Here is a 15,027-nt window from a genome sequence, read left to right on the forward strand (position 1 = left end):
CTACTCCTCGATGGTCGCCTTGGGGACCGGCACGATGAACCGGCCGCCCCAGTCGCGGATGGCCGCCATCTGCGCCTTGATCTCGCTCTTGATGTTCCACGGCAGGATCAGGACGTAGTCGGGCTTGGCTTCGAAGATCGCTTCCGGCGGCAGGATCGGAATGCGAACGCCCGGCATGTAGCGGCCCTGCTTGGACGGGGCGCGATCGACCGTGAAGTCGAGGAAATCGGTGCGGATCCCGCAATAATTGAGCAGCGTCACGCCCTTCGCCGGGGCACCGTAGCCGACGATCTTCTTGTTGTCGCGCTTCAGTGCCGTCAGCAGCTCGAGCAGAGCCCGCTTCGTCTCTTTGACCTGCTCGTTCCAGGCCATGTAGATCGCGTCGTCATGCAACCCATAGGCCCGCTCTCGTGCCAGGACGTCGGCGACGTTCGGGCTCTCCGCATGAGCGGCGCCCTCGTGACAGACGAAGAACCTGATCGAGCCGCCATGCGTTTCCGGGAGCTCGACGTCGAAAACGCGCAAGCCCGCCCGTGCGAAGATGCGCAGGCCCGCGATCAGCGACAGATAGGAGAAATGCTCGTGATAGATGGTGTCGAACTGATGCCGCTGCATCAGGGTCAGCAGGTGCTGGACCTCGAAGGTCGCGACGCCCTCCGGCGCCAGCAGAATTTTGACGCCACCGACGAAGTCATTGATATCAGGAACGTGCGCGAGCACGTTGTTGGCCGTGAGGAGATCGGCCGACCAGCCCTCCTCCCGGAGGCGGGTCGCATAGTTGCGGCCAAAGAACTCGATGCGGGTCTCGATGCCCTTGGTACGTGCAGCCAGCGCAACGCTTTCGCAGGGTTCGACGCCAAGGCAGTCGATCCCCTTCTGGAGGGAGTATTGCAGCAGATACCCGTCATTCGACGCGATCTCGACATGCCGCGAGGCCGGACCGAGCTTGAAGCGATCGGCCATGGCTTCGACGTAGCGCCGCGCGTGCTCGAGCCATGAGGTGGAGTGCGAGGAGAAATAGGCATAGTCGGCGCGGAAGATCTCGGACGCGGCCAGGAGGTCGCGTGTCTGCGCCAGACGGCACTCGCGGCAGACGAAGGTCTCCAGCGGATAGAACGGCTCCGCGCGCATGTAGTTGGCCGGATCGATGTAGTCGTTCGCGACCGGCGAGGCGCCGAGGTCGATCAGCTTGAGGGTCAGGTCGTCGCCGCAGTGCCGGCACTTGGGCGCGACGCCGACGGCGGTGGGAAGGGTCAGTTCCATGGTGTCTCCGTCACTGTCTTTGCCGGCAGAGGCGAGCGTCTGCCCGGCGCAATCACGTCCATTGCAGCCTGTCGTTGATCCTGGCCGTCTCCATGTGGTCCTGCAGGACCTTGAGACGGATCAGATCGGACGAACGAAACTCGGCATCCTTGAACTGCATTCTCTTGAGACCCTCGACCAGGTTCTGGATCGACTGGTCCAGGGTGACCTGCGGTTGATGATCGGGTGCGAGGGAGCGGTACAGGCCGAAATCGACCTTGTAGGAGCGGCTGTCCACGGGCGCGGAGGTGTTGATCGATACGCTGGTCCCGGGCACTCGCGCAGCCACCGCATTGGCGAGATCCTTGACTTGGTAGTTGCGGTCGTCGGAGCCGGCATTGATGGTGAGGAAGCGGCCGCCCGTCGCCGCCGGCCGGTCAATCGCCCAGTCGATCGCCCGCGCCATGTCGGCGACGTCGATCAGAGGGCGCCAGGGGGTGCCGTCGGAGAGCACGCTAATCTGGCGACGGGTGAGCGCGCAGGCCACGAAATCGTTGAGGACGAGGTCGAGCCGCAGCCGATCCGACATGCCGCAGGCCGTCGCAAAGCGCAGACAGGTGATGGTCATGCCGGTGTCGATGGCGGCGAGCTCCTGCTCCGATCCGATCTTCGACTTGGCGTAGGCCGTGATGGGATTGAGCGGATCGCTCTCCTTGCGCGGCGGTCCGTCGGCGATGCCGTAGACGCTGCAGCTCGACGCGAACACGAAATTCTTCACACCAGCCGCCGCAGTCCTCCTGGCGAGCGATACGGTGGCGTTCTGGTTGACGTCGAGCGTCACCTCCTGGAAGCGATTGCCCATCGGATCGTTGGAGATCGCCGCCAGCTGGACCACGGCGTCATAGCCACGGAGGTCGAGCGACATGTCGCGGACGTCGCCATGGATCTGCTCGTCGAGACATCGCTCCGGAACAACCGGCGCTCCGGTCAGGCAGTGCGCGAAATAGGCGTTGTCGAAGCCGTGTAGCGTCGCATCCGGGCGCTGCGCCCGCAGATGCCGCGCGACGACCGGACCCACATAGCCCATGTTTCCGGTGATCAGTACCTTCAAAATCGCACCCTCTATGTCACCAACCAAAACGAGAATTTAAATCACCCTCCAATAGATTATAATTTAATTTTCTAGCCAGCGTCCAGTGAATCCGTCAGCAAGCGACGTCGCCAGCCGTTTTCTCCGGCGCGCACATAAAACTCCGTGAAAACCCGTGTATTTACCCCGATCCGCCTGATGTCGCGACCATCCGGCCGGCGCGGCATCAGGCGCCCTCTTGATTTAATTAATTGGCTCAAATTAAATAACGCCACAAAAGGGACAAATGTTGACCGCAGATCTCGGCAGCTTTAATTCGATCACTGGCAAATGAGGCGTCCCGCGCGGGATGCCCCGCCCGCCTCGATGACGCATTGATTTAAGCATTGAAAGACAGAGCATGACATTATCCGCCGGCGACTGGGTCGAAGTGCGCAGCAAGGAAGAGATCCTAGCCACTCTCGACGCAAACGGGCGCCTGGAAGGGCTGCCGTTCATGCCGCAGATGTTCAAATGGTGCGGTCAACGCTTCCAGGTCTACAAGCGCGCTCACAAGACCTGCGACACGGTCACCGGATACAACACCGGAGAATGGCTCGGCCGGCGCCTTCCCAACGCGGTGCATCTGGAGCACCGCTGTGACGGCGAGGCTTATGGCGGCTGCCAGGCGGCCTGCCTGATCTTCTGGAAGGAGGCGTGGCTCTCCCCGGTGGATGCGGCCAAACCCGCACCGGCCGGCCCGGACCGCGCGGCTGCGCCTCAGCCGTCCGGCGGATGCACGGTGCGCGCGGTGTGGGACGCGACGAAGTCGCCGGATCAGCAGCCGGGAAAAGGCCCGCGCTACGCCTGCCAGGCAACCGAGCTGCCGACCTACACCCAGCCGCTCAAATGGTGGGACGCCCGGCAATACGCCGAGGATGTCGCGTCCGGCAATGTCTCGCTCGCGAAGATGTTGAAGGGCTTTCTCTACTTCGCCTATGTCGGCGCCACCATGGCGCGCCGTCCGCGGCTCGGCCGGCCCGCGCGCTGGATCTACGACCGCGTCCAGTCGCTGTGGGGCGGCATACCGTTTCCGCGCAAGCGCGGAGATCTCCTGACGGACAAGGACGCGCCGATCGCCGATCTCGGGCTGCAGCCCGGCGATCTCGTCCGCGTCCGCCCGCACAAGGACATCCTGGCCACCATCGACAAGCAGACCAACAACCGCGGCATGGGCTTCGACGCCGAGATGGTGCCCTATTGCGGAAAGGTGTTCCGGGTGCGAACGCGCGTCGAGAAGTTCATCGACGAGCGCACCGGCTACATCCGGCGGATGAAGACACCGGCCGTCATTCTCGACGGCGTCTATTGCCAGTCGCGCTACAGCGAGAACCGATTGTTCTGCCCGCGTGGCATCTATGCGTGGTGGCGCGAGGTCTGGCTGGAGAAGGTGCCGGCCACCGCAATCGAGCGTCCGCCGGCAGAGGAGATCGTCGAACTTCCCCGACGGGCGGCCGGCTGACTGCCGGCCGCAGCCACGCATCGCGGCCAAGCGCCGATCATCTCCTCGCAGATCGGACATCGCCGATCGGACATTGATGCGGCGTCCGCGAGGACCTCACGGCGAGCGGATTCGGCCGCCGTTCACCCCAAGGACAGCTTGCGCACGACGAATGCTTCGGCATAGCGCTCGGCGGCGCGGCACTCCATGCCCCGCAGTCGCGCCAGACCCATGAACGTCTCCGGATCGAACCACTGCTTGGAGCGCTGGCTGCCGAAATGCGCCATCAGCAGCGCGACCTTCCGCTTCATGATCCGCTCGGAGACGGGCATGTAGACATTGGGCCGTCCGAGATCGCCATCCCATTTCGGAATCTCGTACTCCAGGACGAGATGATCGCGGAACGTGTTCCAGACCAGGCGGTTGACCTGCCGATGATCCTGATGGGCGTCGTCGCGGCGGTGAGCGAGAATGACGTCCGGGTTGATCCGGCCCTTGAGCTGCTCGAACCAGGCCTTGATCTCCTCCCCCTGCTCGGGGAAGAAGCCGTCGCGGAACTGCATGATCTCGAGATTGCGGCCGGCGGCTTCGGCAAGGAAATCGTCGGCAGATGCTCGCGCCTCGACGCCGCGCTCGCCATTGCCGCTGAGCACGCACCAATGGACATCCAGGCGGACGCCCTGATCGAGCCAGGACAGCAGCGTGCCTCCGGCCCCGATCTCGATGTCGTCGGAGTGCGCACCGAGACACAGGACCGACAGCCGGTCGCCGCGACCGGCGAGCTGCAGCGCCCTCATCCGTTCACCACCGCCGGAAGGCTGGCGCCGAGCTGCCAGGGCGTGTCGCCGCGCTCGATCATCTCCTCGAGCACCTGGCGGTCACGGAGCGTGTCCATGGCGCGCCAGAACCCTTCGTAGCGATAGGCCATCAGCTCGCCGCGGTCGATCAGCCGCTTGAACGGCTGCACGACGAGCTCATCACCCTCGTCGATATAGTCGAATATCTCCTTGCGGAAGATGAAGTAGCCGCCGTTGATCCAGATGTTGGAATCGTTGCTCGCTGCCATGCGGCCCACGGTGCCGTCGGCGTCGAATTCGGCGAGGTGAAAGCTGATCGGCGGGTGGATGGCGATGAAGCAGCCGATCTTCCCGCTGCGCTTGAAACGATCGATCATCTCCGGCAGCGGCGCGTCCGTCAGGCCGTCGCTGTAGTTGGCGAGAAAGATCTCCTCGCCCTCGACCATGTGCCGGACCGCCCGCAGTCGCTGACCGATGTTGCGCCAGATGCCGGTGTCGACCAGCGAGACCCGCCAATCCGGGGGGCGATCGCCCAGCAGCTCGACCTTCTTGCCGAACTGCGAGATCGTGCAGTCGGTGGTGGACGCCTGATTGTAGTTCAGGAAATAGTCCTTCACCACATTGGCCTTGTAGCCCAGGCACAGAACGAAATCCCGGTGCCCGTACTGGCTGTAATACTGCATGACGTGCCAGAGGATCGGCTGGTGGCCGATCGGAATCATCGGCTTCGGAATGCTCTCGGAATATTCGCGGATCCGCGTCCCGAGCCCTCCACAGAACAATACGACCTTCATGGCGCGACGTCCTTCGGGTTCTCAATCTTTGAAATGAGCATCATGATCTTCCAATCTCGCCGGCCGGCCTCGAAGACAGCTCGCCGTGCCCTCGCTTCGCCCTCTCGGCTGCACGAGGAAAACCTCCCCCTGCATTCGGTCGGCTGCGGACGCGTCACCCGCGTCGCGGGCGCCCGGCACCGGATTAATAATCCAATTATATCTCTTTTTAAATGCCATTCTTGGCCGCCCGCATTGAAATATCCGTTTCATGAACATTAAATCGTCACGCGGGCATTGCCAGGGCCGACTTGGAGGGGGGCGAGCGGCCTCGTTCCGTCCTCCAGAACCGGCATTCCGGCGTCACCGGCCTCGTCGCGGTATCGGGAGACGTCCGACGGCGCGAATAAATCCCAATGGCAGTTTTTAATTGTTTAAATTAAATACCAAAACATATAATGACGGCTAACCGCTATTTAACCGAGTTTCGAACACCGACATCCCATGCATTACGTGGATCAGCCCAAGACTCTCGATCGAAATGGCATGCCGGCCGTCCTCTTGGAACGACAATTCCAAGGGCGGAAATGGCCCGTCCACTACGACTCGGTGGAGCCCTTCGCGATCGTGGCGGACATTGCAACGATTACCATGTCGAGCGTCCTGTCCGGGTTTCTGTATCATCTGCAGGATCCGGCGGGAGCCAACGACGTCAGTAAATCGCTCGGGTTGGCGATCCTCGTGTCGGCGCTGTTCGTCTCGCTGATGAAGATCCGCGGGATGTACCGGCCGGCCGAGCTCCTGATCCTGCCGCGCCAGATCCGCGCGGCCTGCCTGACCTGGGTCACGGCGTTCCTCGTGCTGGCCGGCGCACTGTTCGCGCTCAAGATCGGGAGCGAATTCTCGCGCGGCACCAGCATCGTATTCGCGATGTTCGGGCTCGCGGCGCTGATCCTGCATCGCCGCACCACCGCATATCTGCTGGCAAAGGGGCTGGCAGAGAGACGATTTTCCGGCCGAAACATCGTTCTGATCACCGATGAAGCAAGCAAGGACAACGCCGGGCTGACCCAGGTGCTCACCGACACCGGCTTTCGCGTCCAGCGACACTTCCTGCTTCCTGAGCCCGACGCGGATCCGGATCAGCGGCAGCGGATCGTTTCGAGCGTGATCGATTATGTGCGCGGCTCCGATATCGAAGAGATCGTCGTTGGCGCCAATCCCGAACCCTGGTCCGATCTGCGAACGCTCGGCGCGGAGCTGAGAGTCCTGCCGTTTCCAGTGAGTTTCGTGCCGGTCGGAACGGCTTCGGACATCTTCAAGCGGCCGTGCCGCGAACTCGGCAATGCGGTCTGCATCGAGCTGCAGCGCGGCCTGCTGAGCCCGCTCGAACACGCCACCAAGCGGCTCATGGACGTCATGCTGGCGGGCATCGCGCTGGCATTGATGTCGCCGTTGCTCCTGCTGGTGGCGATCGCCATCAAGCTCGACTCGGCCGGGCCGGTGCTGTTCCGGCAGCAACGCTGCGGATTCAACGGCCGATCTTTTCAGATCTACAAGTTTCGCACGATGTCCGTTCTCGAGGACGGGCCTTCGATCGTCCAGGCCCAGATCGGCGACAGCCGGTTCACCCGGCTCGGGACCTGGCTGCGCCGGACCAGCATCGATGAGCTGCCGCAGTTGCTCAACGTCCTGGACGGCAGCATGTCCCTGGTCGGCCCCCGCCCCCACGCATTGGCGCACGACAATGAATTCGACAAGCTCGTGCGCAACTACGCGTTCCGTCGCCGTGTCAAGCCCGGACTGACCGGCTGGGCGCAGGTGCATGGCTGCCGCGGCCCCACGCCCACGCGTGCGTCGATCGAACAGCGCGTCGAATTCGACCTCTGGTACATCGACAATTGGAGCCTGTCGCTCGACGTCGCGATCCTGCTGAGGACGCCGATCGAGCTGATCCGCGGCAACAATGCCTATTAGGCGCATTCGCAACAGATGATGATCGCGAGCCAATCGGCGGAGCCGTGCGGGGCAGATCGGACGGGCCCACTTCGGTCAGGTCTTGATCGGCGGATCGCGACGTTGCGGCGTCAAACCGCTCACATGTCGTTCGTGGATGCTGAGAGGGCGAATCAGGCCCAGTATCGACGCGCAGCGTCGCTCAACTATCGGCTCGGCGAGCTTGATTGAAGCTACCCCGATCAGGCGCGCTGACGGCGACTTTTCGAAGCGCCAGCCCCATTGATCGCAAATTCCTCGATCCGATGCCCGGTCTTGATCGCCGCCACCAGCCAACGCGGCTGCTTGCCTCGGCCGGACCAGGTCTCGGAGGTCTGTGGGTTGCGATACTTCGGCAGGACCCGGGGATATTTCCGCCGCGCCTTGCCGCTGGTGGTGTAGGACTGCCCACCCTCGCTGCCGGCGCCTTCGATGGCACCGCGGCTGCGGTTGAGAACCGCCAGACGACGTTCGAGTTCGCGCTTCTCCGACGTGATCCTCACAGCGAGGATCTGACTGATCTGCTCATGGAGAGACCAGAGGTCATCGAAAGACATCGCCTCGAAATCGATCTTCTTGGTGGACATGCAGCGACCTTTGTCTGTGATCTCTATCCTGCCGAATTAACGTCATATAATTCGGTATTTCGTTCCGCAAGTGGCTCACGCTCGGAAAAACTGAATATTTGAGTTTATACCAATCCGGCTAGACCTAATGGTTGTAACTCAAACAATTATCAACCCGCAACCCCCTTTTCCGAAATTATGTCGCACCGCCCCCAGATTGTGGCAACATTCGTATGCACGCTGGAAGAAGTCGCCGAATCAACACGATTTGCAACGGATTCGCTGCTTATTGAGGCAAGATCGCGTCAAAGTGACGTAGGTTTGATGATCAAACGGTGCCGAATTCGGTCGCTGAACATTTTCACCGCGCCATGTTTTTCAAAGCTGCCGCGAGGGCTTACAACCTATTTGGGCGAGCACCCCGATAACCCGGATCGAGATATTTTTGCATGCGCACAAAATGTCGCGAGCTGGTTTAATTGAGCCCGCATCGTGAACATGCCGCAAAGCCGCCGACATCGATTCGGCGAATCAAGCGCCTTCGCCAAACACGGGATCCTTCAGGCGCGCTCATGCGAATCAGACTCAAACACGTCGCGCCGACGGCATCCGGGGTCGCGCGGCGTGAGACAGGCACACCACCGGCAGCGGAAACTGACTGCCGCGCGATCGGCTGTGGCGTGGAGGACGGCTGCGGTCACCCGGCGGCCCGATCCCCCGCCCACCGGTGACATGGGTTCCGGCCGGCACTGTCGCGGGGCGCCGTCTTTGCGCGATACGACGGCTGAAGAACGTTCCGATGACATCCGGCCGTCGCTGCCAGCGACAGCAGCACTGGGCGATCTGATGTGCCGTCGGGGTCGATGCTGAGCGGCTGTCGCCCCGCGCCGGCAACCGGCGCGACCATGACGGCCGGCCGCCGCGCCGATCAATTTCCGATGCGATTATTTCTGCTGCCTGGTCCGACCCGGCACCGCCGGCTGGGGCGCGATCAAATGAGCCGTCCCGCGGCGGCGCCGCGTGGCCATCGGGCGACGCCTGGGAGCCGCGGACTTCTTCGCGCGCTTGCCCAGGCTGCTGCTGATGGATTGGATCTCCTCGAGCAGGGCATCACAAAGCTCGATCTGAGACCGCAGCGCGGATTGCGGCGAACGGCCCGACGATGGCCGGCCGAAACGTGATTTCGCAAGGCGCATCTTATTCAGCGATTTCAGGACAGCATTCAGAGCGCCACCGCCGCCATCCGTCTCAATATCCTCGATCAACGCGGTACCAAGCTCGTCACACAAGGACGGACCCCACTCATTGGCGAGTTTTGAGGGATTTTTCTCGACTTCCGGCAAACCGTCATCGCGACGATGCACGGATTCGATTTTAGAAATTAAATTAACCACTCGCGACAAGTTAATTTACCATCTGGCAGCAAGACATTAAATACCTCTGGCACTCGCTACGGTTTGCAGTAAAATGCTACCGCATTGCCAGAAAGGACTTATTAAGCACCTTTGGTCCGGTACAATTGAAGCTTTAGTTTGTTCAGTCTACCGTTTTATGTCTCCGACCGCGCGTAATCGTCTGGACACGATTAATTTAATTTCAGATCACGTAAAAACACGGTGCGGAACTACCCATTTAATCGTCTGCGCGATGATCGACACTCCCGAACACGGCTGGGGCGGGCGCCAGCCGTCGGAACGAGCACGGCCCGCATCAACCATCGCGGCCGCCATCTCGCGCCAAGCTTGACCATGAAGCTGCCGAGCAGAGCGTCCAGCGCCCTTCGGAGACGCCGAGGAAAGAGCCGAGGTTACCACATCATGGGCCGTTCCGGCGCTCCGCACACCACCGCGCGGCGGTACAGCACGCCCCGGGGCGTCTGGACGGCGACACGCCGAATGCACCCGGGATGAATCGCGAGATTGTAATGAAACGGAGTGGCCTCGAATGCCCCGTGCAGCCGGCAGAGTCTGCTGAGATCCGGCCCGCACTCCGTCAGCGGATAGAGGCCGCGCGCGGACGCGGGATCGGATAGGCCCGTGAAGGCGATCGCGAAAGCAGCTGCGGCGATCCTGATCACGTTCGACAATTGCGTGCTCCGTTGCAAAGAGCCTCAAGGGCTGGCGCAGCAGCATAGACTTGATCGGCGGCCTTGGACAGCCGGCCGCCCGCTTGCGGTCCCGGCGCCCCGTCCGACGGCCTTGGCTCACCGACTCGTTGCGCGGCCTGCGATGTCGTCGCCCCCTGCCTGAGCGAAGCGACTCAGGCTAACCGTTGCGCAACGGCTTTGTGCTTAAAATTGCTGGGCTCCTGTTAGGTCGAACGGATCATCCGTCCACCATGGACCTCCGGCGGAGTTGACAGCTCGTTGCGGTAATATGGTAAGGTCAGACTGTGACCTAATTGGCACGGCCGGGCAAAAGCGGACCAACCCGCCCGGCGGTGCGCTTTCGTCCAGTATGGCCGCCGGGTAGGTTGAAATATGTGGGACGTTCTCCCTTCTTGGTGGAGGGAGCAGCGTGGGGAAACGTATTTTTGCTGTATTCGGGGATGGGTTTGAAGGCCTTGATCAATCCGCGCGGGTCGACCGGCGGCGGGGGGTCTCCTGTGCGCAACAGCGCAGTGGACCCGAGCGGCTTTCATAGCCTTTGCCGTGGCTCGCGCGCGCTCCTAACTCTGGTGATCTTGGCGCTTCTGCCAGCTTGTTCCTTGCTCCCCGGAACAGGACCGACCAGCGACGCAGTGAACGACAATGCCACGGCCAGCGTGCGGTCGAACACGGCGCTTCCCTATGCGCTGGTCGACATCAGCCCCGAGACGATCGGCTTCCTGTCGCAGCCCAACATGGTCACGTTCCAGGGCGTGTTTCCGGACAAGCGGCCGAAGCCGGTGCAGGTCGCCGGTATCGGCGACGTGCTGAACGTTTCCATTTTCGAAGCCGCCCCAGGCGGACTGTTCACGCCGCCCACGGCCGCCGGCGCCCGCCCGGGCAACTTCGTGGATCTGCCGGCGCAGGCGGTAGACCAGCAAGGCAATATCCGCGTTCCCTATGCGGGCGAGATCGCCGCCGCCGGCCGGACTCTGCCGCAGATCGAGCAGGACATCGTCTTCCGGCTCCAGAAGCGCGCCCTCGAGCCGCAGGTCGTCGTCAGCCTGAACCAGCAGCATTCCAGCGTGGTCAGCGTGCTCGGCGACGTCAATACGCCGGGCGTGCTGGCCCTCAACAGCGTGGGCGAACGCCTGCTGGCGGTGATTGCACGTGCGGGCGGCCCGAAGCACGAGGCCATCGAAAGCTACGTGACCCTGCAGCGGGACGGCAAACGTGTGCGCGTGCTGCTCAGCCGCGTGGTGCAGGATCCGCGCGAGAACATCTTCATCCGCCCGAACGACGTCGTCTACATCACGCGGGAATCCCCCACCTTCACGGCCCTCGGCGCCCTCAATCAGAACGTCTTCGGCTTCAATTCCGAGATTTCGTTCGATACGGAGACGCTGACGCTGGCCCAGGCGATCGGCAAGGCGGGCGGCCTGAACGATCAGCAATCGGATCCAGCCGAGGTCTTCCTCTATCGCTACGAGGAACGCCCGCTGCTGCAGAAGCTCGGCATCGATACCAGCCGCTTCATCTACGACCGCATTCCGACCATCTACCACGTCAACCTGCGCGACCCCTCCGGCATGCTGCTGGCCTCGGGCTTCCAGATGCGCAGCAAGGACGTGATGTACGTCGCCAACGCCAAGGTCGTCGATTACTACAAGCTACTGACCCTGATCAACAACACGGCGACAACCACGTCCAACACGGCCACGGCGGTGATCAACGTCAACACGGCGACGAAGACCAGGTGGTGAAGCACACCGACGGGCCGGTAGCGGCCTGAACAGGCGCCGGAACGTCGAGGGTGCGGCTGGACCAGAGCCCGCCGCGCCGCTCGATGTTGCGGTATCGGACGGCGATCGCGTGACAAGCCGTTACAATCCGGCCAATCACCGCGACCAAACGACACCGGCGGTGCATCCGCCCGCGACATCCAACGCACAGTATCCCTCTGCAGGCGACGCGATCGCCGGCGCGAACGAATTGGGAGACTGACGTGAAGACATCCATCGCGACCTTTTTGCTCGTGGCAGTCCTTTCGGCGGCAGCCGCGGTCGACGCGAATGCCTGGACCCGCAGCGGCTCGGTCGCCGGACCGCGCGGCACCACCTCATTTGGCGGCTCCGGCAGCTGCTCCGGCGGCGCCTGCGCCTGGCAGGGTGGCGGCACAGGTCCCGCCGGCCGCAGCTGGTCGCGCTCCGGCTCCGCGAGCTGCAGTGACGGCAGCTGCACCCGGCAGGGCCAGGGCACGGGACCGCGCGGCAACTCCTACAGTTACAGCCGCACCGTCACGCGCTGAACGGACGCCGTAGCGTTGCTGCTCGCGGCCTCCCTGAAGCATCGATGTCGCCGGTCCGCCTGCCTCTCCGGGGCGGACCGGCGCGCCGCCTCCATTCGATGAGGCCGGATGCGCGCCATGCCCATCTTCTCTTCCCTACCGCCGTCGACGCGCATGATCGTGCTGCTGACGGCGCTCGGCTTCATGACGCTGGAATATGGGCTCGGCCGGCTAGCAGGCCGCGAGACTCACGACCTGCGCGAGACCGCAGCCTCGTTCGCCATCGCGATCGGACAGCATCTGATCCGCGCAATGGTCGCGCTCGTCGCGGCCTTTCCCTTCACCATCGCCTATCGCCACAGGATCTTCGATTTCGACGCGAGCCGGCCGCTCGCCCTGCTCGCATTGTTTCTCGCCAGCGAGTTCGTCTACTACTGGCACCATCGCGCCTCGCATCGGGTTCGCTGGCTGTGGGCCACGCATGCCGTGCACCACTCTTCGACGCATCTGAACCTGACCGCCGCCATTCGTCTCGGCTGGACGAGCGAGATCTCCGGTCATTTCCTGTTCTATCTGCCGCTGGCGCTGCTCGGCTTCCATCCGCTCGCCATCATCGGCATGCTCGGCGTCAATCTGCTCTACCAGTTCTTCATCCATACCGAGCTCGCGCCGCATCTCGGTCCACTCGAATATGTGCTGAACACGCCGCGACATCACCGCGTCCACCACGCTGCCAACGAGTCCTGTCTCGATCGCAACTACGGCGGCGTGCTCATCATTTTCGACCGGCTGTTCGGTAGCTTCGCCGAGGCCCCGGCCGGCGAAACCTTGCGCTACGGCCTCGTCGGCGTTGCGCCGAGCTTCAATCCGTTGCGGATCGCATTTGGCGAATGGATTGCGATCGCCCGCGACCTCGCGGCAGCCCGGAGCTGGGCGATGCGGCTGCGCGTGCTGGCCGCTGCGCCCGGAGAGAAGCCCCACTGCGGGGAGTCACCCGACAGCCGAGAAGGATGCTCATGACGTCACATCTCCGATCGTTCATGGCCGCTGTGGCGGCCGCTCTGCTCGTCTCGACCACGGCGGTCGCCGCGGAGCGCGGCATCATCATCGACACAAGCGACGGTCCGCGTCATGCGCTGGTGATGACCACGGGCAAGACGCCGCAGCCGACCGTGATCGTGCTCCATGGCGCGCTCGGCAGCGGCGCCGGCACCGCGCGCACGACCGGTTTTGCCGAAGCCGCGAGAGCTCATGGCTTCGCCGCGGTCTTTCCCGATGGCCTCGACCGGCAATGGAATGACGGCCGCGACGGCCGCTCCGGCGGTCCCGATGATGTCGGCTTCATCCGCGCCTTGGTGCGGCAGCTCGTCGCCGACGGCACGGCCGCCCCCCGGCGCATCTATCTTGCCGGCATTTCGAATGGCGGCATGATGAGCTTCACCCTGGCCTGCAAGGCGCCGGAGCTGTTTGCCGGGATCGGCACGGTGATCGCCAACATGCCGGACGGCATCGCGCCCTGCGCCGCGCGGCCGGTGCCGGCGGTCATGATCAACGGCACGGCTGATCCGATGGTGCCCTATCGCGGTGGCGAGGTCGGGCTGCGCGGCGGGCGCGGCCGGGTGTGGAGCGCTGAAAAGACGGCGGAGTTCTTTGCGCGGCGCGACGGCTGCGGCGCGCGCCAGGCCGCGGCGCTGCCGCATCGGGATCTCGCCAGCGACACCTCCGTCACGCAACTCAGCTGGCGCGATTGCCAGGTGATCGGCGGCGTGTCGCTGTCTCGCGTCGAAGGTGGCGGGCATGCCCTGCCCGGCCGCCGCCCGCTGGCGCCGCGCCTGCTCGGCCCGAGCAATTTCGACATCGATGCCGCCGAGGTCATTCTCCGCGCGTTCGATCTCGCGCGCACGCTGTAGTCCGGCAAGTCCGCCCAGGCTCCGACCGTGCGGAGACGGCGCGGTCACCAGTGCGCGCGCGAGCTCAGGCGGCGATCGTCGGCGTGGTGTTCGGCTCGCGCGGCAGCTCTGCCTCGCCGTGCGAGGGAAGATTCTCGCCGCGGATGCCGAGCGGCTGTCCGATCCACAACGCGTGCGCGGTGTGATCGGCCAACGGCTCCGTCGTATTCGGATGCACCAGCACGCTGAGGCGGCCATGATTGAGCATCAGCCATGGCACCAGCACTGGAAACACGTCGACCGCGAAGGCGACTTGATACATCGGCCGCTCGTGAGGCCCGACCAGCGCGTCATGCCAACGCCCGAGCGTCACAAGGAAGCGGTCGGCAATCCACTGCCGCAGCTGCGCGGCTTCGGTTCGGGTGGCATCATCGAAATAGATGTGGGCATGAAAGTTCGCAATTGCGCTCAGACGATGCGGCTGCCCCGCCGAGGTCGTTTCCATCCGCGCCTCTCGATCATTTTCAATCGCGTTGGCCGCGCGGGCGAACCGATGCGGCATGGTCATCCTAGCATCGCTAGCCCGGCCTCAGTCGCAGCGCGAGTCACCGCCGGCGGACTCTGGCCTCGAGAGCTCCGCGGGGCTCGAGCTTCGACCCCGGCAGCATGTCGCCGCCCGAGCTGACGCACCAAGACAAACGACAACGCCGCGCTGAGGTTTCAGCGCGGCGTTGTTGTTGTTGGGGTGTGAAGAGGGGATGTCCTTTGCAGGCCTGGCAGCGACCTACTCTCCCAGGGCTTGAGCCATAGTACCATTGGCGC

At 63.5% G+C, this 15,027-nt stretch carries 14 protein-coding genes; 6 read left to right on the forward strand and 8 right to left on the reverse strand.

All coding sequences use genetic code 11. From position 1 onward, the window contains the following. Together QX051_RS17730 and QX051_RS17735 are read right to left on the reverse strand one after the other, a co-directional pair. Positions 1 to 1,263 (reverse strand): class I SAM-dependent methyltransferase, encoded by a 1,263-nt coding sequence (locus QX051_RS17730; protein WP_315758300.1) that lies wholly within the window; start codon positions 1,261 to 1,263, stop codon positions 1 to 3. A gap of 52 nt (positions 1,264 to 1,315) precedes the next feature. Continuing rightward, complete coding sequence (locus tag QX051_RS17735; protein ID WP_315777016.1) at positions 1,316 to 2,353, reverse strand: SDR family oxidoreductase; 1,038 nt, start codon at positions 2,351 to 2,353, stop codon at positions 1,316 to 1,318. Positions 2,354 to 2,732: 379 nt separating this feature from the next. Between QX051_RS17735 and QX051_RS17740 the strand changes: the two genes are divergently transcribed. Then, positions 2,733 to 3,833, forward strand: coding sequence for a hypothetical protein (locus tag QX051_RS17740; RefSeq protein ID WP_315777017.1), 1,101 nt, complete (start codon positions 2,733 to 2,735; stop codon positions 3,831 to 3,833). A gap of 122 nt (positions 3,834 to 3,955) precedes the next feature. Here the strand turns inward: QX051_RS17740 and QX051_RS17745 are convergent, their stop codons facing one another. After that, complete coding sequence (locus QX051_RS17745) at positions 3,956 to 4,609, reverse strand: PIG-L deacetylase family protein (RefSeq protein WP_315739471.1); 654 nt, start codon at positions 4,607 to 4,609, stop codon at positions 3,956 to 3,958. Beyond that, positions 4,606 to 5,403: a glucose-1-phosphate cytidylyltransferase gene (locus tag QX051_RS17750; protein WP_315777018.1), complete on the reverse strand. Its 798-nt coding sequence runs from the start codon at positions 5,401 to 5,403 to the stop codon at positions 4,606 to 4,608. Before QX051_RS17750 ends, QX051_RS17745 begins: the two co-directional genes overlap by 4 nt. A 483-nt stretch (positions 5,404 to 5,886) precedes the next feature. Here QX051_RS17750 and QX051_RS17755 point away from each other — a divergent pair, with 483 nt between their 5' ends. Then, entirely contained in the window at positions 5,887 to 7,359 is a 1,473-nt protein-coding gene (locus QX051_RS17755; protein ID WP_315777019.1) for an undecaprenyl-phosphate glucose phosphotransferase, read from the forward strand. A 221-nt stretch (positions 7,360 to 7,580) separates the two neighbouring features. On the opposite strand, the gene QX051_RS17760 is transcribed toward QX051_RS17755, so the two are convergent. The 3 genes from QX051_RS17760 to QX051_RS17770 form a co-directional block, all read right to left on the reverse strand. Then, positions 7,581 to 7,964 (reverse strand): H-NS histone family protein, encoded by a 384-nt coding sequence (locus QX051_RS17760; RefSeq protein WP_315739468.1) that lies wholly within the window; start codon positions 7,962 to 7,964, stop codon positions 7,581 to 7,583. 923 nt (positions 7,965 to 8,887) lie between these two features. Then, complete coding sequence (locus QX051_RS17765; RefSeq protein ID WP_315739467.1) at positions 8,888 to 9,346, reverse strand: hypothetical protein; 459 nt, start codon at positions 9,344 to 9,346, stop codon at positions 8,888 to 8,890. 404 nt (positions 9,347 to 9,750) lie between these two features. Further along, a complete protein-coding gene (locus tag QX051_RS17770; RefSeq protein ID WP_409998109.1) occupies positions 9,751 to 10,020 on the reverse strand; it encodes a hypothetical protein in 270 nt (89 codons plus the stop codon). 485 nt (positions 10,021 to 10,505) lie between these two features. Between QX051_RS17770 and QX051_RS17775 the strand changes: the two genes are divergently transcribed. The 4 genes from QX051_RS17775 (at position 10,506) to QX051_RS17790 (ending at position 14,226) form a co-directional block, all read left to right on the forward strand. Further along, the gene (locus tag QX051_RS17775; RefSeq protein WP_315777020.1) at positions 10,506 to 11,792 is read left to right on the forward strand and encodes a polysaccharide biosynthesis/export family protein; all 1,287 of its coding nucleotides are present in this window, start codon (positions 10,506 to 10,508) and stop codon (positions 11,790 to 11,792) included. 242 nt (positions 11,793 to 12,034) lie between these two features. Beyond that, positions 12,035 to 12,337 (forward strand): hypothetical protein, encoded by a 303-nt coding sequence (locus tag QX051_RS17780; RefSeq protein WP_315758308.1) that lies wholly within the window; start codon positions 12,035 to 12,037, stop codon positions 12,335 to 12,337. Positions 12,338 to 12,454: 117 nt separating this feature from the next. Further along, complete coding sequence (locus tag QX051_RS17785) at positions 12,455 to 13,336, forward strand: sterol desaturase family protein (RefSeq protein WP_315777021.1); 882 nt, start codon at positions 12,455 to 12,457, stop codon at positions 13,334 to 13,336. After that, the gene (locus QX051_RS17790) at positions 13,333 to 14,226 is read left to right on the forward strand and encodes an alpha/beta hydrolase family esterase (protein WP_315777022.1); all 894 of its coding nucleotides are present in this window, start codon (positions 13,333 to 13,335) and stop codon (positions 14,224 to 14,226) included. Before QX051_RS17785 ends, QX051_RS17790 begins: the two co-directional genes overlap by 4 nt. 64 nt (positions 14,227 to 14,290) lie before the next feature. Here QX051_RS17790 and QX051_RS17795 read toward each other — a convergent pair whose 3' ends face one another. Beyond that, the gene (locus tag QX051_RS17795; RefSeq protein ID WP_315777023.1) at positions 14,291 to 14,710 is read right to left on the reverse strand and encodes a DOPA 4,5-dioxygenase family protein; all 420 of its coding nucleotides are present in this window, start codon (positions 14,708 to 14,710) and stop codon (positions 14,291 to 14,293) included. Positions 14,711 to 15,027 lie beyond the last annotated feature (317 nt).

It is taken from the genome of Bradyrhizobium sp. SZCCHNR1053, assembly GCF_032381235.1.
Classification (GTDB): domain Bacteria; phylum Pseudomonadota; class Alphaproteobacteria; order Rhizobiales; family Xanthobacteraceae; genus Bradyrhizobium.

Bases quoted from the DNA above. Each gene is read 5' to 3' on its own strand.
- QX051_RS17785 (WP_315777021.1), top strand. From the start codon at position 12,455: ATGCCCATCTTCTCTTCCCTACCGCCGTCGACGCGCATGATCGTGCTG.
- QX051_RS17750 (WP_315777018.1), bottom strand. From the start codon at position 5,403: ATGAAGGTCGTATTGTTCTGTGGAGGGCTCGGGACGCGGATCCGCGAA.
- QX051_RS17795 (WP_315777023.1), bottom strand. From the start codon at position 14,710: ATGGAAACGACCTCGGCGGGGCAGCCGCATCGTCTGAGCGCAATTGCG.
- QX051_RS17790 (WP_315777022.1), top strand. From the start codon at position 13,333: ATGACGTCACATCTCCGATCGTTCATGGCCGCTGTGGCGGCCGCTCTG.
- QX051_RS17760 (WP_315739468.1), bottom strand. From the start codon at position 7,964: ATGTCCACCAAGAAGATCGATTTCGAGGCGATGTCTTTCGATGACCTC.
- QX051_RS17745 (WP_315739471.1), bottom strand. From the start codon at position 4,609: ATGAGGGCGCTGCAGCTCGCCGGTCGCGGCGACCGGCTGTCGGTCCTG.
- QX051_RS17755 (WP_315777019.1), top strand. From the start codon at position 5,887: ATGCATTACGTGGATCAGCCCAAGACTCTCGATCGAAATGGCATGCCG.
- QX051_RS17730 (WP_315758300.1), bottom strand. From the start codon at position 1,263: ATGGAACTGACCCTTCCCACCGCCGTCGGCGTCGCGCCCAAGTGCCGG.
- QX051_RS17740 (WP_315777017.1), top strand. From the start codon at position 2,733: ATGACATTATCCGCCGGCGACTGGGTCGAAGTGCGCAGCAAGGAAGAG.